17 protein-coding genes are annotated in these 18,808 nt (G+C 66.7%); 7 read left to right on the forward strand and 10 right to left on the reverse strand.

The window, feature by feature from the left end:
• Nucleotides 1-79: 79 nt before the first annotated feature.
• Complete coding sequence (locus ACFR9U_RS13445) at nucleotides 80-541, reverse strand: chemotaxis protein CheW (RefSeq protein WP_247380290.1); 462 nt, start codon at nucleotides 539-541, stop codon at nucleotides 80-82.
• A 341-nt stretch (nucleotides 542-882) separates the two neighbouring features.
• Here ACFR9U_RS13445 and ACFR9U_RS13450 point away from each other — a divergent pair, with 341 nt between their 5' ends.
• The 5 genes from ACFR9U_RS13450 to ACFR9U_RS13470 all read left to right on the forward strand — a co-directional run bounded on the left by ACFR9U_RS13450 (nucleotide 883) and on the right by ACFR9U_RS13470 (nucleotide 7,056).
• Complete coding sequence (locus ACFR9U_RS13450) at nucleotides 883-1,983, forward strand: protein-glutamate methylesterase/protein-glutamine glutaminase (RefSeq protein WP_379814515.1); 1,101 nt, start codon at nucleotides 883-885, stop codon at nucleotides 1,981-1,983.
• A 2-nt stretch (nucleotides 1,984-1,985) separates the two neighbouring features.
• Nucleotides 1,986-3,968: a chemotaxis protein CheA gene (cheA, locus tag ACFR9U_RS13455; protein WP_247380282.1), complete on the forward strand. Its 1,983-nt coding sequence runs from the start codon at nucleotides 1,986-1,988 to the stop codon at nucleotides 3,966-3,968.
• A gap of 64 nt (nucleotides 3,969-4,032) precedes the next feature.
• Entirely contained in the window at nucleotides 4,033-4,851 is an 819-nt protein-coding gene (locus ACFR9U_RS13460; protein WP_247380279.1) for a CheR family methyltransferase, read from the forward strand.
• A complete protein-coding gene (locus ACFR9U_RS13465; RefSeq protein WP_247380276.1) occupies nucleotides 4,851-6,098 on the forward strand; it encodes a HEAT repeat domain-containing protein in 1,248 nt (415 codons plus the stop codon). Before ACFR9U_RS13460 ends, ACFR9U_RS13465 begins: the two co-directional genes overlap by 1 nt.
• A gap of 91 nt (nucleotides 6,099-6,189) precedes the next feature.
• Nucleotides 6,190-7,056 carry a CheF family chemotaxis protein gene (locus ACFR9U_RS13470; protein WP_247380273.1) on the forward strand — a complete coding sequence of 289 codons (867 nt, stop codon included), beginning with the start codon at nucleotides 6,190-6,192 and terminating at the stop codon, nucleotides 7,054-7,056.
• Nucleotides 7,057-7,077: 21 nt separating this feature from the next.
• Here ACFR9U_RS13470 and ACFR9U_RS13475 read toward each other — a convergent pair whose 3' ends face one another.
• From ACFR9U_RS13475 to ACFR9U_RS13485, 3 genes are all read right to left on the reverse strand, one after another.
• Entirely contained in the window at nucleotides 7,078-7,950 is an 873-nt protein-coding gene (locus ACFR9U_RS13475) for a CheF family chemotaxis protein (protein WP_247380270.1), read from the reverse strand.
• A gap of 126 nt (nucleotides 7,951-8,076) precedes the next feature.
• Nucleotides 8,077-8,514 carry a DUF7112 family protein gene (locus ACFR9U_RS13480; RefSeq protein WP_247380267.1) on the reverse strand — a complete coding sequence of 146 codons (438 nt, stop codon included), beginning with the start codon at nucleotides 8,512-8,514 and terminating at the stop codon, nucleotides 8,077-8,079.
• Entirely contained in the window at nucleotides 8,514-8,903 is a 390-nt protein-coding gene (locus ACFR9U_RS13485) for a 30S ribosomal protein S6e (protein WP_247380265.1), read from the reverse strand. The genes ACFR9U_RS13480 and ACFR9U_RS13485 overlap by 1 nt, the downstream gene beginning before the upstream one ends.
• A gap of 155 nt (nucleotides 8,904-9,058) precedes the next feature.
• Between ACFR9U_RS13485 and ACFR9U_RS13490 the strand changes: the two genes are divergently transcribed.
• Together ACFR9U_RS13490 and ACFR9U_RS13495 are read left to right on the forward strand one after the other, a co-directional pair.
• Nucleotides 9,059-9,355: a hypothetical protein gene (locus tag ACFR9U_RS13490; protein WP_247380262.1), complete on the forward strand. Its 297-nt coding sequence runs from the start codon at nucleotides 9,059-9,061 to the stop codon at nucleotides 9,353-9,355.
• A gap of 120 nt (nucleotides 9,356-9,475) precedes the next feature.
• Nucleotides 9,476-11,302 (forward strand): ABC1 kinase family protein, encoded by a 1,827-nt coding sequence (locus ACFR9U_RS13495; protein WP_247380259.1) that lies wholly within the window; start codon nucleotides 9,476-9,478, stop codon nucleotides 11,300-11,302.
• A gap of 1 nt (nucleotide 11,303) precedes the next feature.
• Here the strand turns inward: ACFR9U_RS13495 and ACFR9U_RS13500 are convergent, their stop codons facing one another.
• Genes ACFR9U_RS13500 through ACFR9U_RS13525 form a run of 6 tightly spaced genes read right to left on the reverse strand, consistent with a single transcriptional unit; the run spans nucleotide 11,304 to nucleotide 18,718 of the window.
• Nucleotides 11,304-12,176 (reverse strand): DUF58 domain-containing protein, encoded by an 873-nt coding sequence (locus ACFR9U_RS13500; RefSeq protein WP_247380255.1) that lies wholly within the window; start codon nucleotides 12,174-12,176, stop codon nucleotides 11,304-11,306.
• The gene (locus tag ACFR9U_RS13505; protein ID WP_247380252.1) at nucleotides 12,173-13,123 is read right to left on the reverse strand and encodes an AAA family ATPase; all 951 of its coding nucleotides are present in this window, start codon (nucleotides 13,121-13,123) and stop codon (nucleotides 12,173-12,175) included. Before ACFR9U_RS13505 ends, ACFR9U_RS13500 begins: the two co-directional genes overlap by 4 nt.
• Nucleotides 13,116-13,946 (reverse strand): DUF7502 family protein, encoded by an 831-nt coding sequence (locus tag ACFR9U_RS13510; protein ID WP_247380249.1) that lies wholly within the window; start codon nucleotides 13,944-13,946, stop codon nucleotides 13,116-13,118. Before ACFR9U_RS13510 ends, ACFR9U_RS13505 begins: the two co-directional genes overlap by 8 nt.
• Nucleotides 13,939-14,589: a hypothetical protein gene (locus tag ACFR9U_RS13515; RefSeq protein ID WP_247380245.1), complete on the reverse strand. Its 651-nt coding sequence runs from the start codon at nucleotides 14,587-14,589 to the stop codon at nucleotides 13,939-13,941. The genes ACFR9U_RS13510 and ACFR9U_RS13515 overlap by 8 nt, the downstream gene beginning before the upstream one ends.
• Nucleotides 14,586-16,916, reverse strand: coding sequence for a vWA domain-containing protein (locus ACFR9U_RS13520; protein WP_247380243.1), 2,331 nt, complete (start codon nucleotides 16,914-16,916; stop codon nucleotides 14,586-14,588). The genes ACFR9U_RS13515 and ACFR9U_RS13520 overlap by 4 nt, the downstream gene beginning before the upstream one ends.
• A complete protein-coding gene (locus tag ACFR9U_RS13525; protein WP_247380240.1) occupies nucleotides 16,916-18,718 on the reverse strand; it encodes a DUF7408 domain-containing protein in 1,803 nt (600 codons plus the stop codon). The genes ACFR9U_RS13520 and ACFR9U_RS13525 overlap by 1 nt, the downstream gene beginning before the upstream one ends.
• Nucleotides 18,719-18,808 lie beyond the last annotated feature (90 nt).

An 18,808-nucleotide genomic window follows, 5' to 3' on the forward strand; every position in this document is an offset into this window, starting at 1 on the left:
GTTCTATGGGTCGCGAATTAAAAAAGCATCCGTCATCGGTGTGAAAAAATTCTCCGTCCCGCGCGGCCGGGGTGCGACCTCAGCGGTGGACCGCTTGCGGATCGACCCAGATGACGAAACTGTCGTCGGCCTCGTCGTCGTCGTGTTTGATGACGCCTCGGACCGCTTCCTGGCCGCTTTCCGGAGCGTCTTCGACGGTCTCCTCGTCGAGTTTCACCACCTGGTACACTTCGTCGACGAGCCAGCCGGCGGCCTTCCGGTTGGCGATGATGTCGGGATCGAAGACGATGATCCGTTTGCTGTCGGCGTCCGCCTCGTCGATGTCGAAGATGGTCTTCGGGTCGACGATCGCCGTCGTGCGACCGCGAAGGTCCATCACGCCGTTGACGTACGCCGGCGCGTTCGGGAGATCCGTCAGGTCACCGACGTCGACGATTTCGGTGACGTAGTCGATGTCGACACAGTACGTCTCCGAGCCCAGTTTGAACTCGAGTACCTGCCCTGTCGCGTCGGCGTCGTTCGTGGGTGTAGCCTGTGACATGTCCGTTCACCTCGACCGCGCCCGCGCGCAGCCACGCTTGGTACCAGATTGATGCCACGAACCGGACTTAAGCGTGACTCCTGGGCTATCACATTTGATTACGGAGGCGGTGTCTTTATTGGTAGCTCACGGGTACGCTGACAACAGAACATAAGGATGGCGACAGCCCGGGTACGTGAGAGTTGTAGTCGCCGCTTCGAGCGCCAGTCGGTCGTCCAGCCGGCTTCTGAGTCGCGACGTGAGGGTCGTTCGCCACGTCGCGCCCGCGAGAACGCGGTGGTAGTATGGTAGGAGCGACGGCCGGGACGACGCGAGCCGTCGTCACAGACGATTCGCACTTCATGCGGAGCGTCATCTCGGACATCCTGGAGACGGGTGGCGTCGAAGTCGTTGCGCAGGCGAAAAACGGACTGGAAGCCGTCGAGGCCGTCGACGAACACGACCCCGACGTCGTGACGATGGACGTCGAGATGCCCGAGATGAACGGCATCGAAGCCGTCGAGCAGATCATGTCGGCGCACCCGACGCCAGTGCTCATGCTGTCGGCCCACACCGACGAGAACGCCGACGTGACCTTCCAGGCGCTGGAGAAGGGTGCAGTCGACTTCTTCACCAAACCCGGCGGCGAGGTGTCGATGGAGATGTCCCGACTCGAAGACCAGCTCGTCGACATGGTGACCTCGGTCGCCAGCGTCGACGTCTCCGTCGGGACGAAATCCAGCACGACGACGCCGGACGAAGCCTACGCCCAGGCCGTCGAAACCGTCGAGAAGGAAAGCACCGCGCAGAGCCAAAGGAGCAGTGCAACCGCCGACGCCTCGGCAGGAACGACGGCCGACCCGACCGACGCGACGTACGTCGAGAACGCGACGTTGCTCATCGGGTCGTCGACCGGCGGTCCGACCGTCGTCGAGCAGATCCTCTCGGAGCTGCCGGCGGCGGCGAACCTCCGGATCCTCATCGTCCAGCACATGCCCGACGGGTTCACGGGTCGGTTCGCACAGCGACTTGACAACCGGAGTGCCTACGACGTCACGGAGGCCGCTGACGGCGACCGGATCGGTGGCGGCGAAGCGCTCGTCGCCTGCGGCGGGAAACACATGGTGGTGTCCAACTACGCGAGCGGGCGGCTCCGCGTGAAGCTCACCGAGACCGAGCCGGTCAACAGCGTTCGGCCGGCCGTCGACGTGACGATGGAGTCGGCCGCCGAGACGATCGACGGCCCCATGACGGCGGTCATCCTCACCGGGATGGGCAACGACGGGGCCGACGGCATCCGGGCGCTCAAGCAGGCCGGTGCGAAGACGCTCGCACAGGACGAAGCGACGTCGGCCGTCTACGGGATGCCCAAGCGCGCGGTCGAGACGGGGATGGTCGATACGGTGCTCCCCTTAGACGAGATCGCCGACGGCATTGTCGACACGATTACCAAGGAGAACTAATCATGGTTGACGAACAATATCTCGACGCATTCATCCGCGAAAGCGAGGAAGCGATCACGGAACTGAACAACTCGCTACTCGACCTGGAGTCGGACCCCGACAACCAGGAGGCGATGGACTCGATCTTCCGGACGGCCCACACGCTGAAAGGGAACTTCGGCGCGATGGGGTTCGACGACGCCAGCGACCTCGCCCACGCCGTCGAGGACCTCTTAGACGAGATGCGCGAGGGGAACATGGAGGTCACCCCGGAGATCATGGACATGATCTTCGACGGCGTCGACCAGATCGAAGTCATCGTCGGCGAGATCGAACAGAACGGCGAGTCCTCGACCGATACCAGCGAGATGGTCGACGAGATTCGCGGCGTGCTCGAAGACGGGCCGCCGGCGGGCGACGCCACCACAGACGACACGAGTGACGACACGAGCGACGACGTCGAGACGGCGGCAACGAGTGGCGACGACGATGTCTCCGTCGACGAATCGACGTTCGCTGACGCGGGCGTCGACGCCGACTCGGCCTATCAGGTCCGCATCGAGATGGGCGACAGCGACATGAAGGGCGTCGACGGCATGCTGGTCGTCGAGTCCGTCGCCGGCGCCTTCGAGCTGCTCGCGGCGTCGCCCGACCGCGCGGACATCGAGAACGGCGAGTACGACGACGGGTTCGACCTGCTCGTCGACGCGGACGACGCCGACGCGATCGAGTCCGAACTCGACACCACGAGCAAACTCGACGAGTACGGCGTTGCCGAGATCGACGACATCGGCGAGAGCGAGGAGAGCGACGACAGCGACAGTAGCGGCGGGAGCAGTCGGTCGGCCTCGTCGGCCGACTCCTCCGTCGACGAGATCAAGTCCGTCCGGGTCGACGTCGACCAGCTCGACGAACTCCACGGCCAGGTCGAACAGCTGGTCACGAGCCGAATCAAGCTCCGCCGAGCAGTCGACGAGCGGGACATGGACAGCGCCAGCGAGAACTTGAACGAGCTGGACAAGATCTCGGCGAACCTCCAGAACACGGTGATGGACATGCGGCTCATCCCGCTGAAGAAGGTCGTCGGGAAGTTCCCGCGACTCGTGCGGGACCTCGCCCGGGAACTCGACAAGGAGGTCAACTTCGAGATCGAGGGCGAGGACATCGAACTCGACCGCACCATCCTGACGGAAATCTCCGACCCCCTGATGCACATCCTGCGAAACGCAGTCGACCACGGCATCGAGCCGCCCGCAGAGCGCGAAGAACTCGGCAAACCCCGCGAAGGGAACGTCGAACTGCGCGCGACCCGGGAACGCGACCACGTCATCATCGAAGTCGAAGACGACGGGGCCGGCCTCGCGGTCGAGGACATTCGCGAGCAGGCGATCGAGCACGACTTCAAAACCGAAGAGGAGCTCGACAAGATGGACGAGTCGGACATCTACGACCTCGCGTTCCATCCGGGGCTCTCGACGAAAGAGGAAGTGACCGACACGAGCGGGCGCGGCGTCGGGATGGATGTCGTCCACGACACCGTCACGCAGCTCGACGGGTCGGTCAGCGTCGACAGCGAACCCGGCGAGGGGACGACCGTCTCGCTGCGGTTGCCGGTGACGATGGCCATCGTCAAGGTCCTCTTTGTCCAGGTCGGCGACGAGCAGTACGGCGTCCCGATCAAGAACATCGACGAGATCAGCCAGAAAAACGACGTCAAGATCGTCAACGGCGAGGAAGTCATCGAACACAACGACGAGATCTATCCGATCGTGAAACTCGCCGACGCGTTCGACGTCCCGAACGCCAAGACCAACGGCGACGGGATGCTCGTCCGCATCCGCGAGTCCGAGCGACAGGTCGCACTCCAGTGTGACGCCGTCACCCAGCAGGAGGAAGTCGTCGTCAAGCCCCTCGAAGGGATCCTCAGTGGCACGCCGGGCCTCTCGGGGACCGCCGTGCTCGGCGACGGGAACATCGTCCACATCCTCGACGTGGTGACGCTGTGAAGCGAGCACGCGACCGGTCGCTCCCGGCCGTCACCCACACCCAACACCCTGACACTCCACACAAATGACAGACAGTAGGCAGGAGTCGCCAGAAGCGTTCGACCGATTGCTCGACTACATCGAGGCGGACGTCGGGTTCGAGACCGGGTTCTACAACGACGCCTATCTCGACCGGCGGATCACCGCACGGATGCGCCGCACGGGAGCCGACACCTACGAGGAGTACCTCTCGCAGTTGCAGGGCAACGACGAGGAAGCCGACTCGCTGCTCGACTCGCTGTCGATCAACGTGACGGGCTTTTTCCGGAACCCCGAGGCGTGGGAGGGGATCCGGTCGGTGTTGCAGACCCTGACCGACGAGCGTCGCAAGGTGCGCATCTGGAGCGCGCCCTGTGCCGACGGCCGAGAGCCGTACTCGCTCGCCATGCTGGCGCTCGACGACCCCGACATTCAGGATCGGCGCGTCTCGATCCTGGGAACGGACATCAGCGAGGACTCCCTGGAGATCGGACGCGCGGGCGTCTACGAGACGTCCCAGACGACAGACATCGCCGAGGAGCTCGCGCCGCTGGACGACTACGAGCCGTACGTCGACCAGGACGGCAACCGCTTCGAGATGCGCGAGCAGGTCAAAGACCTCATCACCTTCGAGAAACACGACCTCATCCGCGGTGACCCGAAACGGAACTTCGATCTCGTGTTGTGTCGCAACCTGCTGATCTACATCGACACGGAGTACAAGGTGCCGATCTTCGAGACGATCGAGGGGTCGCTCCGTGACAGCGGGTACCTGGTCATCGGCATGACCGAGACGCTCCCCCACGAGTGTCGCGACACGTTCGAGGCGGAGGACAAACGACATCGGATCTACCGGAAAGCATAATGTCACTGTTCCAGTTCGAGCGAGAGGGCAACGTCGAGAAGCTGTTGAGCGTCACGCGAACCAGTGACAACCCGGAGGTGAAGGCACGGGCCGCGAAGATCCTTGGCGAGTTCGACGAGGAGACACGGGAGGGCCACGACGTGACCGGGCGACTAGTCAAGATGGTCGAGGAAAGCGACAGCCGGAAGGTCACGTCGGCCTCGATCGACGCCCTCAACGAGATCGGCCAGCCCGCGATCGAGGAACTGATCTCCGATCTCGCGGGCATCGAGCTCGGCGACGACCAGCAGGCCGACTGGGCGAAGGCGAAGGCGTTCGCGAAAGCCCTGAACGCCGACATCCCCGAGTTGCGGATGGCCGCCGCGAACGCGATCGGCGAACTCGGGAAGGCCGACGTGCTCCCGCAGTTGCTGGAGACGCTCGACGACCCCGACCCGCGGGTGCGAGCACGCGCCGCCCGCGCCGCCGGCCGGATCGAAGACGCCAGGGCCTGCGACGCGCTCATCGAGCGGCTGAAAGACCCGAAAGCCCAGGTCCGTCAGGAGGCCGCCGAGGCGCTGGGGACCATCAGCAACCGCCAGGCGCTGAACGCCCTGCTCAACATGTTCGACGACGAGCGGGCAGTGATCCGGCGAATCGCCGTCGGGGCGATGGGGAACTTCGGCAACGCCAAACCGGTCGACGGCCTGATCGAGGCGCTCTCCGACGACAACCCCTCGGTGCGCCGGACGGCCGTCTACTCGATCATCGAGTTGCTCTCGAACGTGCCGACCCAGCAGAGCCACCAGATCCGGGAGACCGTCGTCGAGAAGTTGAACGAAACCGACGACAAGAGCGTCATCGTCCCGCTGGTGGACATCCTAGAGGAGAGCACCCAGAACCGCCAGCGGCGAAACACGGCCTGGTTGCTCGGGCGGGTCACCGGCACGGACAGCGAGGGGTACAGCCGCGTCGTCGAAGCGCTCGTCGACACGCTCGACGACGACGACCAGATGACGGCTCAGTTCGCGGCGACGAGCCTCGCGGAGATCGGCGGTACCCAGGTCGAAACGCGACTGCTCGACGTCGTCGACGACAAGAGCTACGACGACGACGTCCGGGCCCAGGCGGTGTTCACCCTGGGGAAAGTCGGCGGCGAGCGCAGTCGCAAACGACTGGACGACCTCATCGACAAGACCGACAACGAGCAGATGCGCAAGAAGGCGTTCGCGGCCATCTCGAAGCTCGGTGGCCGAGGAGTGCAGTAATGTGTCAGCGACCCCGTGTTTCGAACGGGCGAGTGAGACGAAAGTTAATACCATCCGGGAACAAACGATCCGATAATATCGGCTACGACGCATGAGCGAGGGTGAGCACAAGCTCGATGATTCGCAGGGAAAATTCGCCCAGGTAGTCAAGAACGGGCGACGACTCAACGACATCGATTGGCAAAACGGCCGGATTATCCTCACGAACAAGCGGATCGTGCTCGTGAGCAACGAGGGCAAGCGGACGATCGCGCTCTCGGAACTCGACGGCCTGAAAGGCCGCGTCGACGTCAACCAGACCATCGCCCAGGTGTCCGGCTACCTCTCGCTCCAGATGGGCAAGGACGTCATGCTCGTCGCCCCGGACAACACCGAGGAGTTCAAGACGAAGCTGTTCAAGGCCCTGCTCGACCAGAGCATTATCCTGGCGAAACACCCCGCCGTCAAGGGCGGCGTGATCCAGGACTCCGAGTGGCAGAAAGGCCGACTCAAGGTCGACGAGGGCGAGGTCGACCTCGCGCTGTCGAACGGGAAGTTCATCGAGATCGATCTCGACGACATCGGCGGCGTCGAGCAAGGCGAACGGACGGTGATGGACCAGGAGCGGCTCGTCCTCGAAGTCGAACACACCGAAGGCGCGAGCACGAGCGTCCAGACGCATCTGTCGGGCAAACGCCGCGACATGTCCTTTCTCCACAGTCTCCTCCGCGAGGGCGAACAGCGCGCGGAGGTGAACGCCGACCTCAGCGAACGCGAACACGAGGTGCTGATGGCGCTGTATTCCGGCGTGTCGCCGTTCGAGATTCCGAACTTCGTCGACATGGACGTCGACCGCGTCGAGGAAGTGTACGACCGCCTCATCGAACTCGACATTCTGGAGGAAGTCCGCACCCGCAAGGAAGTCACGCTCAAAGCGCGTGGCCGGAACATCGCGAGCGACGCGATCAACGAGCGGTAGCGGACGTGGCGTCGGTGCGCCTCAAACGTTGACGTCTTCGAGCTTGTTGCTGACGATGATCCGACCCTTCGCCGTGAGTTGCGTACTGTCGGTGCCGTCCCGGATCAGATCCTGCTCCGTGAGGTCGTTGAGCATCATCGTCACCTGGCTGGGCTCCTTGTCGAGGATGCCAGCCAGGGAGACGCCGGGGTCGGCAGAGTAAACCGCGACGAGGAGTTCGGTTTCCTCCTCGGACAGCTCGACGTCCTCCAGTTCCTCCGTGATCTCGCTGTACTCCAGGCGGAGATACCGCCCGAGGAGGCTCATCTTGCGCGCGGAGTCGATCGCCGCAAGCGAGGTGACCGCCTGGCCGTTCTGCATGTGCCGGACGGACAGCACTTCCCGCGACGCGCCGGCGATTTCGCGTTTCTTCTGGTCGAAGTTCGTCACCGTCGAGAGGTCGACGGTGAACGACGTGTCGGAACCCTTGAACACGACTTTCCGCCGTTTGAGCAGCAGCTTCGCGGTGTAGAACTCCTCGCCGGTGACCCGGCCACCGATCTGGGCGGGGTGTTTGACCATCATGGTCGTCCCGTTCAACAGGACCTTGAACAGCACCGTCGAGAACTTCTCGATTTTCTCGTCGCTGGCTTCGACGGCCGCGATGTGACGCTGGCTGTTCGTGTTGAACGCGATAGTCACCGTCGAGTCGAAGAAGGCACCGAAATCCGGCGGCACTTTCCCGACGGCTACGTCGAAGATCCTCGAGAGCGGAATCGTCAGTTTGTCCGAATCAGTCGCCAACACCAGTCGCTTCTTGCTGAGAAGGATGCGCCCCCTGATGGGTTCGGCCCCACCGGCAGCGGCGCTCGTGTTGAATTTACCGACGAAATCCGCAATCACTGATTCCGACATGTGTACGATGCTGTCTGATACTCGCTGTTTGGACGGACGAGTATTGAGCGTTACGTGCTCACAGCCGTAGTTGGTGACAGCACTTCGACACCTAAAAGCGTTCGCCGAATATCGAGTCGGGAGCAGTCACCCGTCGAGGTCGCGCGCGATGGAAGCGAGGCTGTCGTTCGGTGGTTCCGTCGCCTCGTAGACCGCCCGCTCGCCGGGTGCGCGCAGTCCGAACTTGAATCCGTCCGTGACGACGTCCAGCAGCACCGAATCGCCGACGGCCACGCTGGTTCCCGCAACCCACTCAGCGAGTCTGTTCTCTCCGTCGCCCGGCGAGCGTGCCAGCGTCGGCGTGTCGTATGCGCCTTTGAACACGGGCACGCCGTCGAGGTCCTGCTCGACGCGAGCGTGATACGTCTGTTCGTCGAACACGACCTGGACGACCTCGTCGGACGGCACGGCGTCGGCCGCAGCGTCGGGGACGACGACCTTGTGGCGGTCGGTCCGCCCCACGCGCTCGACGGTCGCCCGGTGGGTATCGACGGCGTCGTGGTCGCTGGGAACGCGCTCTGGCACTACTCTTCGTCGCCGCCGAGCAGCTCTTCGACGGACTGGGAGCCGCGGTCGACGATCTTGGCGTTGATCTGGCGAGTCTCTTCGCTGATCTCGCCGCCGCGGACGGTCACGCGCTTGCGCTCGCCGTCACGGCTCGGCTCGTAGCCGGTGCCGCCGTCCAGCAGCACTGCCTTCGTGCCGGCGCCGCGCACGTCGCTTCGCATCGGTCGGCCCGCGGTGTCGGAGCCACCGGTCAGTTCCAGCGTGTAGCCGTCGAGACCGACGGCGCTACCCTCGACCTCCTCGCCGAGCGAGCGGCCGATGAATCGGTTCGCGTCCTGTCCCTCTGCGTCCAGCTGGTGACTGTCGCCGTTCTCCGGGTCCGCGACGACGACGGTGAAATCTGCCATTGGTGGCCGAAAACAGTCCGTCCCGAATAAAAACCCTGTCGAACTGCAGTTGCCCGGCGCGACCAGTCATCGACGTGCCAGTCGCCCCACAGGGCTGCCGTGGACGATCGACCGCCTTCGAGAGGGTAAAGTACGTTCGGCCCTCCAGTTAGTACGTGGACAGTAAAGAGCTAGATCGCGCACTGGCCGACGCGTTCGAGGGGAGCGAGGAGGCCCGGCGCGTCGTCGGGAGGCAGGCCCGTGACCTGGCCGACTCCGGGAAGATCGCGGACGAACTCGGGTTCGAGTTGACGCCCGAGGACGTCGTCTCGAACCTCCAGGACGCCCCGGACGACCACGACCTCGTCGAGCGCTGGAACTGGTGGCTCGGCTCCCTAGAACTCTCTCACGGCGGCTACAACCGGTTCCGGGTCCGCCCCGACGCGATCCAGGACGGAGACGGATTGTCGTAACTGTTTCCCGCGACGACCGACCGGTATCGGGCGGTCGATGCGGACATGACTTGCAACAGTCCGTATGACGGCGGAACCACCACGGCCTTCCGTCAGCCCGTCGTAGACCGCCAAACGACGATGTCGGAGCCGTCAGCGGCCACGCCAGGGGGTGACGAAACCACCGACAGCGACGCGGCCGACGCGCGGTCCGACCCCAGCGCTCACACCGACGTGCGCTGGCTCCGACTGCGCGTGGCATGGCGACTGCTCGTCGTCACCTGGCGGTTCCTCCCGCTCGTTCTCACGTACGCGCGCGACAAACGCCGCTTCCTCCTGTTCGGCAGCGGCCGATCGGTCACCCCCGACCAGCAGGTCGCCCGTGCCCAGCGGTTGCTCGACACCCTCGTCGCGCTGGGACCGACGTTCATCAAAGTCGGCCAGATCCTCTCGACGCGTCCCGACGTGCTCCCCGGCCCGTACATCGCGGTGCTCACTCGGCTCCAGGACCGCGTCCCGCCGGCCGACTGGGCGGCGGTGCAGCCGATCCTCGAGGCGGAACTCGGCCCCGTCGACGAGGCGTTCGACGAGTTCGACACGGAGCCGATCAGCGGCGCGAGTCTCGGCCAGGTGTACACCGCGCGCGTCGAGGGCGAGCGCGTGGCCGTGAAGGTGCTGCGGCCGAACATCCGTCGGCGCGTCGAGGCGGACCTCCGGGTGATCGACGCGCTGACGCCACTCCTCGTCCGCGGTGCCGAACCCGGCCAGGCCTTTACCCTGGAGAACCTGGCCGACGAGTTCGCCGCGACCATCCGCGAGGAGATGGACTACCGCCACGAGGCCCGGATGTTACAGACCGTTCGCGAGAACTTCGCGGACGAGCCGAAGATCAGGGTGCCCCGAGCGATCGACTCGCACTCGAGCGACCGCGTCATCACGATGGAGTACGTCGACGGCACGAAGATCACCGACACCGAGACGCTGGACGCGAAAGGCATCGACCGCGAGCAACTGGTCGTTCGCCTGGAAGAAGCCTACATCGAGATGGTGCTCGAACACGGCCTGTTCCACGCCGATCCACACCCCGGCAATCTCGCCGTCCAGGACGACGGCACCATCGTCTTCTACGACTTCGGCATCACCGGCCAGATCAGTCCGGGCCTGCAAGAGGAGATCTTCGAGTTCTACGTCGCCATCGCTCGCAACGACATCGACGGCCTCATCGACGCGTTCGTCGGCATGGGCGCGCTCGACCCGACGGCCGACCGACGGCTCATGCGCGAGATGTTCGAGCTCGTCCTCGAGAGTTTCCGCGGCCGGGACGTCGACCAGTACCGCGTCCAGCAACTCGTCGCCGACTTCCAGAAAGAGCTGTACGAGTTCCCCCTGCGCCTGCCCCAGGAACTGGCGCTCATCGTCCGCGTGACCACGGTGCTAGAGGGCGTCTGCCGGACGCTCGATCCCGAGTTCGACCTCATCGCGCTCATCACCGACTACGTCCGGGAGGAAGGATACGCCCAGCAGGGCGTCGAACAGGCGTTCGGGCAGGCCCGCGAGGAACTCGAAGCGCTCACGCGAGCGCTGGTGACGACCGGCCCGACCCTCGAACGCGTCCTCGAGTCGGCCGACCGCGACGACCTCCGCGTGCAAACCGCCATCCGTGACGAGAGCGACGTGTTCGACCAGTTGGCCAAGCAGGTCGTCCTCGGCTTCACGTTCGTCGGGTCAGTGCTCGCCGCGCTCGTCCTCTTTCTCGGCGGGGACCGGCCGGAAGCGGGCGTCGCCGTCGGCGGTGCGGCCCTCTCGCTCGGTCTCGTCTACTGGTCGCTCCGCGAGCAGTCGGGGATCAGAGCCAAGCCGCAGTTCACGCGCCAGAGCCTCCGCCAGCGCGAGCAACAGCGCACAGAGGAGGACGCGAGCGGCTACGCACAGGCCTACGGAGAGGTCGGCGACGAGGACGGTAGGTAGGTCACTCCACCCACACCTCGCCGAAGGAGTCGAAAAAGTCCGCGCCGGTGTCGACGGCCACGTAGCGAGCGGCCAGCCGATCGGCGATCGCTTCGATCTCGTCGCGGTGCTCCTGGAAGCGGTCGCGATACGTGCGCTCGACGTGCGAGCCGAAGTAGGTCCGCAGCTTCGTGTCACGCTCCGGATCGCGGAAGATCGTATCGCCCCGGGCCGGCGGGTCCAGCTCGTCGGGCGCGATGACGTGGGCCAGAACGAGATCGTTGCGCTGGAGCGCGCTCAGGCCGGCTTCGACCGTCTCGGGGTCTTCGAGGAAGTCGCTGACCACGAGGACGAGCGACTTCGAGTCGATGGTGGCGGCGTAGTCCTCGCAGGCCCGCTGGAAGTACGTCTCCGCCGCGGGTTCGGTCTCGTTGAACACGTCCACGAGTCGCAGGACCTCGCCCTGAGAGGTGCGGCTTCGGTCCAGGCGGTCGAACGTCTCCGAGAGGAGCGACACCCGGAAGTCGTTGTGCTCGGCGGCGGCCAGCGAAGCGAAGCCCAGGCCGAGTTTCGCCGCGTACTCGAACTTGTGGGGCGTGCCGACCTCGGCGCGGTCGCCGCCGAAGTCCATGGACGCGCTGGCGTCGACGAGGACGTGGACGGTCAGGTTGCGCTCGGCCTCGAACTGCTTGATGTACAGCTCTTCGGTGCGGGCGTAGACGCGCCAGTCGATGAGGCGCGTGTCGTCGCCGGGCGCGTAGTTGCGGTGGTCGCTGAACGTCAGCCCTTCGCCCACGTCGGTCGAGCGCTGGTGGCCCTGCTGGACGGTCTCGACGCGCCGCTGGAGCGAGGCGTCGTACCGCGCCAGTTCGTCCAGGAAGGCCGGTTCGATCATAGCAGTTGCTCGATGGCGTCGTCGGGAGTCACGCCGTCGCGTTCGGCCCGGAAGTCCACGACGACGCGGTGGCGCAGGACCGGTTTCGCCATCGCCTCGATGTCCTCGCTGGCGACGTGCGTGCGCCCGATCATGAACGCGCGGGCCTTCGCCAGCACGACCAGGCCCATGCTCGCGCGGGGACTGGCACCGTAGTCGAGCAGATCGGAGTCGCGGGTCGCCCGCACCAGATCGACCACCCGGTCCCGGAGGTCCTCGGCGATGGGGATCTGCCTGACGAGTTCCTGGGCCACGAGCAGATCCTCGGTGGACAGCGCCTGCTCGACGGGGATGTCGTCGTCGACCTGGCCGGTGTAGCGGTCGACGATCTCCCGCTCGGCCTCGGCGTCGGGGTAGTCGACGAGCACTTTCGCCAGGAAGCGGTCCTTCTGGGCTTCCGGCAGGGGGTAGACGCCCTCCTGTTCGACCGGGTTCTGGGTCGCCAGCACGAAGAAGGGGTCCGGGAGCTTGCGGGTCTCCCCGCCGGCGGTGACCTGGCGTTCCTGCATCGCCTCCAGCAGTGCGGCCTGGGTTTTGGGCGTCGCGCGGTTGATCTCGTCGGCGAGCACGACGTTCGCGAAGATGGGGCCGGGCTGGAACGTGAACTCCCGTCCCTCGCGCGTGTCGCGGATGATCTCCGTGCCGGTGATGTCCGAGGGCATCAGGTCCGGCGTGTTCTGGATGCGGGAAAACGAGCAGTCCGTGACTTCCGCGATGGTCCGGACGAGCATCGTCTTCCCCAGCCCGGGCGTGCTTTCGAGCAGGGCGTTCCCGTCGGCCAGCAAGCAGGCGAGCACCTGATCGAGGACGTGCTCCTGGCCGACGAGGCGCCGACGCACCTGGGTGCGAGCGTTCTGAAGTCTGTCCTGCAGTCGGTCGACCTTCTCCTGATCTATCTTCTCAGTCATCTGAATCACGCGCGTTGAGCCGCAGGTTGTACTCGCGGACGAGGTCCGCGTCGCCGAGGTTCTGTTCGGCGTCGTATCCAGCCCGTTGTGCCGCGACGGGGTCGGTGTCGGCCACGAAGCCGGAGTCGTCGTAGGCGTGTTCCTCGTCGCCCTCCTGGCCGCCGCGGCCGGCCGAGATGTTGGTCGACAGGTCGTCGTCTCCGCGGTCGACGTCCTTGGGCTCCCCGAGGACGTCGTCGCCGTCCTGGAGCCGGGAGTCCCCGTTGTCCGTGCTGCTGACGGGACCGCCGGGAGTCCGCTCGTCCGTCTCGTTGGCGGGCGGGCCGGCCGCAGGTCCGAGGGAGATGCCGGCGACTGCGGCCTGGATGGTGAGGACGCTGACCAGCAGGACCACGACGACGCTCCCCCCGAGCCAGCGGGTGTCGACGAAGCCGGCGGCGCTGGTCCCCTTGAGTTTCGCGATGACGTCGTCGTACAGCCGCGCGGCCATCGGCGAGCCGTCCGCGGCCTCGGCGGCGTCGCGGGCCGTCCGCAACGCCTCGGCGACCTCGGGATTGGTCGCCTCGAACCGCTCGACGGTGTAGTAGTGGACGCGAAGCCCGAACTCGACGCCGAACGCGAGGAGGCCCACGACGGCGGCCAGCACCGTCGACCCGTCGATGGGACCGACCGGCGGCAGGGAAACGCCGGCAACGAGCACGCCGAGGTTGACGAGCAGGAACACGGCCACGGCGTCCACGACGGCGTGCATGCCGGCGGCCTTGTACCCCTCGCGGCGGATCTCCCGGATCGCCTCCTGGATCGTCTCACGCTGGTCAGTCATAGCCGTACTCCCTGCAGACGTCACTGTCTGTCACGTTCTCGTTCCTGCACAGCGTCCGGATGTCCATCCGCTGGTCGTCGTTCTCGTTTTCCAGTCCGGAGATCGTCTCGTTTTTCTCGTTGAGCAGCCGCTCCTGCCTGTTCACGGCCGTTTCCAGAGCCGAGTTCTCGTCGAGCAGTTCCTCGTTCCGTTCGTCGAGGTTCTCGTTGCGGGATTCGAGGCGCTCGACGTCGTCCTGCAGGTCCTGGTTCTCGTCACGTAACGACGACACCTGCTCGGAGAGGGTGTTCCTCTCGGTACGGAGATCCGAAATCCGGGTTCGCGCCTGTGAGAGGGCGTCTTTCGTCCGTTTCAGTTCGGTCTCGGTCTCGTTGAGTCGGGTCGTGAGGTTGCGAATGTCGGTCTGTCGGGTCGTCAGGCTGTCGTTGATGCGCTGGAGTTTCGCCTCCGTCCGGTTGAGTTGCGCGCGAGTCGTCGCGAGTCGCTGTTCGAGCCGTTCGTTCTCCGTGCGCAACGTCTGTTCTCGCCCGCTGACGTCCTCGACCGACGACTCGTAGTAGACGGTCGCACCGGCGGTGCCGACGACCGACAGGCCGACGAGGACGACGAGCACGGTGTTGAGTCTGGTTCCGATGAGCGTCATGATTTGATGCGGTGGAGTCTGCGAGCGCTGACTTCGAGGAGGTACAGGAGGAGCGCGCCCAGGAGGACGAGCCACGTCCACTCGCGGGTGACCGTCCGAACCCCGGTCGCGTCCCGGCGAACCTGCTCGGCGATGGCGGCCGCCTCGGTCGGTTCGAAGACCCGGCCCCCGGTCGTCCCGACGGCGTCCCGGAGCGACGCCGACTGCCCGTAGGCAGCGTACTCCCTGGGGTAGTTCACGGCGTACTCCGCGCCGAGGATCGACCCGTACCCCGGTTGCCCGGGTACGAACGTCGCCTCGTACTGCCCGTCGCCGGTCTGGGCGAACTGGACGCCCTTGGCCGCCGGTCGGGTAGCCCCCTCGTAGGTCACCGTGACGGGCGTGCCGACGCGAGCGTCGGTGACGTCGGTGACGCCCGTTTCGAGCCGCTCGGGGTCGCCGATGGCCCAGTTCACCGACTTCGTCACGCCGACGGAGTCCGGGGCCGAGAGCAGCCCCCCGAGCGTGCCGTCGCCGTCGTAGGCGGTGATCGCGACCGTGCGGCCGAGCCCGTACCGCCAGGCCGAGATGACGGGGTTGCCCGTCGGACCGGCGACGAGGAAGTCAGCGCGGTCGGCGGCGGCGACGGCGTGGGTTCGGTCGGGCGTCGCCTCGAACTGGACGCCGCTCGTGATGAAGTGGGAGCCGTCGACGACGGTGAGCCCGCCGCCCCGGTACTCCCGGGTCTCGCCGCCGAAGAGGATGCGCAGCCGGTTGGTCTCGTCGGCCCGGAGGTACGTGCCGTCACCGGCGTCGGCGACCGACGTCAGGTGGTCGTCGGCGACGTTCGTCCCGACGCCGATCGGGATGACCTGCACGCCGTCCTGGGCGGCCTCCGCGGCGGCACCCCTGGCGTCCCCGACCTGTGCGCGACCGTCGGTGAGGAGGATGACCGTCCCGCCGCCACCGCCGAGCATCTCGGTCGCGCCCTCGATCCCGGCGCTGACGTCCGTGCCACCGCTGCTCTGCAGGCGGCGGACCTGCCGGGACAGCGACTCGCGGGAGCTCCCCAGCACCGACAGGTCGGCGATGCGGTAGACGTTCCGATTGAACGCGACGAGGCCCACCTGGTTGCGGTCGCCCAGTTGGTCCAGCACGTCCAGCGCCAGCGACTGCTGGACGGACAGCGACCCCTTCGTACTCCCAGAGATGTCGACGGCGATGACGACGCGCGAGGTGCGACCGCCTTCGCCGATGGTGACCGGCAGCATCTCCGTCAGCAACGACTGGCGGTAGTTACCGTACTCGAAGGCGTTCTCGCCGCCGACCGTGACGAGGCCGGTCCCGTCGATGACCGCGCGCTGGAGCGCGCTCACGTTCCCGAGGTCCCTGGCGGCCACGTCCTGGACGACCACGGCGTAGTACCCCGAGAGATCGTTCGGGATCTGCCGCGCGCGGTCGACCTCGTAGACGTTCTCCAGGAACCCGCCGAGGGGGTACTCGCCGCGGGCGACGTAGAGGATCTTCGGCGGGTCGACGACCCGGACCGTCTTCCGGAACACGTCGTTGCGGTCGTGGACGTCCTCGCCCGTGATCCGCGCCGTGATGCGATGGCTCCCGGTCGACGTGAAGTTGTGCCTGAACTCGACGCCGCCACCGCCGTCGACCCGCTCGCTGATGACCTCCTGGCCGTCCACGGTGACCGTCAGCTGGACGGAGTCGTGCAGTTCGACGCCGCGGACGACGGCGCTGAACGTGTTCGCGACGCCCGTGCTGGTCTTGGCCGGCCCGTGGACGGAGACGGCTCGCTCGGTGGTCGTCGTCGAGAGGTTGACGGTGTGAATCGACGCGTTGACCTGCTCGGCGATGCCGGCCGCCGCTTCCAGCGAGCGCCCGTCGGTGACGCGGCCGTCCGAGACGACCAGAACGCTCCCGTTGGTCGAGAGCGCCCCCGAGACCGCGTCGCCGACCGGCGAGCGCCGCTCCGAGCCGACTCGTCGGGTGCGGACCTCGACGCCGCGGTCCTCGATCGCAGCGGCGAGTTCCCCGGGAGCGGCGTCCGTCGTCGCCATGCTGGCCGAGCGGTCGACGAGCATCGTCACCTGCGGGTCGCCAGACACCGACGCCGTCGCAAGCGTGTACGGCCCGGCCGCGGCCACCACCAGCAGGACGACGACGAGCGCCCGGGAAGCGAACACCAGCAGCCGGGTGCGCCCCGCGAACGTCGTCCCCTCACCGCGGCGGCGAAACAGCCAGCCCACCAGCAGGGCAACGACCGGGAGCGCGACGAGCGCGAGCGGATGCTGGAGTCCCGCGCGAACGCCGGCGACGGTGGTCTCGACGGCCATCAGAGATCACCTCGATAGCGGAGGAAGCCGAGTTCGCCCAGCACCAGCAGGACGGCGACGAGCAAAACCAGCGGCGTCAGGTCCTGTCGAACGGGCTCGGACGCGGCGCCGCTGGTAGTGACGTTGCCGCCGGCCACGTCGGGCGCGGGCGCAGTCAGGTTCGACTCGCTCGCCGACAGCAGGCTGGCGCTCGCCCGCCGGTCGGGCGTCCGGTACGTGCCGACGGCGTCGAGTCGGACCGCGGCCGCCGTCCGGGTGCCCCCGGGCGTCTCGACCGTCGTCCGGTTCGGCAACTGCAGCGTCGTGCCGGTCCGGTAGTTCAACTCGTCAGCGGACGGGCGGTCGGCGGCCCAGTGGATCGCGCCTTTCCAGAACACCGGATAGCGGTAGCTGTACCGGAACGCGGTCTGGTTCGGGAGGTACCCGTAGTAGAGGACGCGCCCGCCCGATCGGCGGGCCGTCGCGAGCAGCGGCGACCCGTCGCCGACGGTCACGAGCGCGTCCGCCCGGGCGGTGCTGGCACCCAGGTGCTCGTCGGGCGTCGGGAAGTCGAAGCCGTTCGTGAGCTCGTGGTCGGTGGCCGCGGTTTCGCCCGTCGTGTTGCGAACCGACTGCGGGTTCACCGGCAGCAGCGACCCGTAGCCGACCCGCCCCACGTCCGCCTGGCCCTGCACGACGAGGCCGCCGCCGTCGGCGACCGTCTTGCGGGCCAGTTCCTTCGTCGAGCCGAGCACGCGGTCGGAATCGACGTCCGCGAACACCACCACGTCGTAGCTGCCGGCAACGGAGGCCGGCGGCCGGCGAACCGTGAGGTCGACTGTGGGAATCACGTCGAGCGCGGTCCGGAGATTGCGGTTGTCGCCGTTGGTTATCAGCAGGGTGTCGACCGTTCGTTGCGCCGGGACGGTCACGTGCGCGACGTCGTCTGTCGGGAACGAGTCGCCCGGCGAGAGCCTCGCCGTCGCGCTCTGGGTCGGCAGCGGGAACGTCACAGACTGGACGTCGCCGGGTTCGAGCGAGAGCGAGCGCGAGCGGCCGGCGAGCGAGAGGGTGCGCTCGGCCGCAGTCTCGCCGGTGTTGGCGACCGAGACGGTGACCCGCTGGGAGCCGAACTGCCGGTCGACGATCCCGACGTTCTCGTCGCCACCGCCGGCGAACTGACGGAGCGAGACGTCCAGTCCCGACGCGCGCGCCGTCTGGACGGCGCCCTGCCAGTCCCCGCCGTCGCCGGCGAAGTCGCTGAACACCACAATGCGACTCTCCGACCCCGCGAGCGCCGTCGCACGGCTGATCGCCCCCCGGAGGTCGCCCGGTGCGTCCGTGACGGCGAGGTCGTCGAGGGACGTTTTCGCGTCGCCCGGACTCACTCTCTCGGCCGGGACGCGCGTGGTCGCCCCGGCGACGACGACGGTCGTCGGCGTGCCGACCGACTGTTTGGCCGCCGCGACCGCTTTGGCGAACCGCGTACCGTCGCCGGTGTCGGTCGCCATGCTGGCGGAGGCGTCGACGACCAGCACCGTCGGCTGTGCGCTGGCAGCCTGCGTGACCGTCACGTACGGGGCGGCCAGCGCGACGGCGAGCAAACTGATCACGAGCAGCTGGAGGAACAGGAGGAGGTTCCGTCGCAGCCGTTCGAACACCGGGTTCGAGCCGCCCTCGTCCGGGTCTGACTGGAGGAACTGGACCGTCGGCAACGCCAGTTCCCGCGGGTCCGGCTGGATGAGGTACAGTAGCAGCAGTGGCACCACACCCACCAGCGCTGCGAGCCCGAGAGGGGACGCGAAGACATCAGCGAGCGGCATATATTGAACAGGGGACCAGTCGGGTCACGTGGCTGTTCGACGGCCGACACCATAATCCCCGGGGAGGCTGCAACCCTCGTTTGAACTTGT

The organism is Halorientalis brevis, assembly GCF_042678165.1.
In the GTDB taxonomy this organism is placed as follows: Archaea; Halobacteriota; Halobacteria; order Halobacteriales; family Haloarculaceae; genus Halorientalis; species Halorientalis brevis.

What these genes read in the sequence shown, in the direction of transcription:
- ACFR9U_RS13445 (WP_247380290.1), bottom strand. Translation starts at nt 541, where the DNA reads ATGTCACAGGCTACACCCACGAACGACGCCGACGCGACAGGGCAGGTA.
- ACFR9U_RS13450 (WP_379814515.1), top strand. Translation starts at nt 883, where the DNA reads ATGCGGAGCGTCATCTCGGACATCCTGGAGACGGGTGGCGTCGAAGTC.
- cheA (WP_247380282.1), top strand. Translation starts at nt 1,986, where the DNA reads ATGGTTGACGAACAATATCTCGACGCATTCATCCGCGAAAGCGAGGAA.
- ACFR9U_RS13460 (WP_247380279.1), top strand. Translation starts at nt 4,033, where the DNA reads ATGACAGACAGTAGGCAGGAGTCGCCAGAAGCGTTCGACCGATTGCTC.
- ACFR9U_RS13465 (WP_247380276.1), top strand. Translation starts at nt 4,851, where the DNA reads ATGTCACTGTTCCAGTTCGAGCGAGAGGGCAACGTCGAGAAGCTGTTG.
- ACFR9U_RS13470 (WP_247380273.1), top strand. Translation starts at nt 6,190, where the DNA reads ATGAGCGAGGGTGAGCACAAGCTCGATGATTCGCAGGGAAAATTCGCC.
- ACFR9U_RS13475 (WP_247380270.1), bottom strand. Translation starts at nt 7,950, where the DNA reads ATGTCGGAATCAGTGATTGCGGATTTCGTCGGTAAATTCAACACGAGC.
- ACFR9U_RS13485 (WP_247380265.1), bottom strand. Translation starts at nt 8,903, where the DNA reads ATGGCAGATTTCACCGTCGTCGTCGCGGACCCGGAGAACGGCGACAGT.
- ACFR9U_RS13495 (WP_247380259.1), top strand. Translation starts at nt 9,476, where the DNA reads ATGTCGGAGCCGTCAGCGGCCACGCCAGGGGGTGACGAAACCACCGAC.
- ACFR9U_RS13500 (WP_247380255.1), bottom strand. Translation starts at nt 12,176, where the DNA reads ATGATCGAACCGGCCTTCCTGGACGAACTGGCGCGGTACGACGCCTCG.
- ACFR9U_RS13505 (WP_247380252.1), bottom strand. Translation starts at nt 13,123, where the DNA reads ATGACTGAGAAGATAGATCAGGAGAAGGTCGACCGACTGCAGGACAGA.
- ACFR9U_RS13510 (WP_247380249.1), bottom strand. Translation starts at nt 13,946, where the DNA reads ATGACTGACCAGCGTGAGACGATCCAGGAGGCGATCCGGGAGATCCGC.
- ACFR9U_RS13515 (WP_247380245.1), bottom strand. Translation starts at nt 14,589, where the DNA reads ATGACGCTCATCGGAACCAGACTCAACACCGTGCTCGTCGTCCTCGTC.
- ACFR9U_RS13520 (WP_247380243.1), bottom strand. Translation starts at nt 16,916, where the DNA reads ATGGCCGTCGAGACCACCGTCGCCGGCGTTCGCGCGGGACTCCAGCAT.
- ACFR9U_RS13525 (WP_247380240.1), bottom strand. Translation starts at nt 18,718, where the DNA reads ATGCCGCTCGCTGATGTCTTCGCGTCCCCTCTCGGGCTCGCAGCGCTG.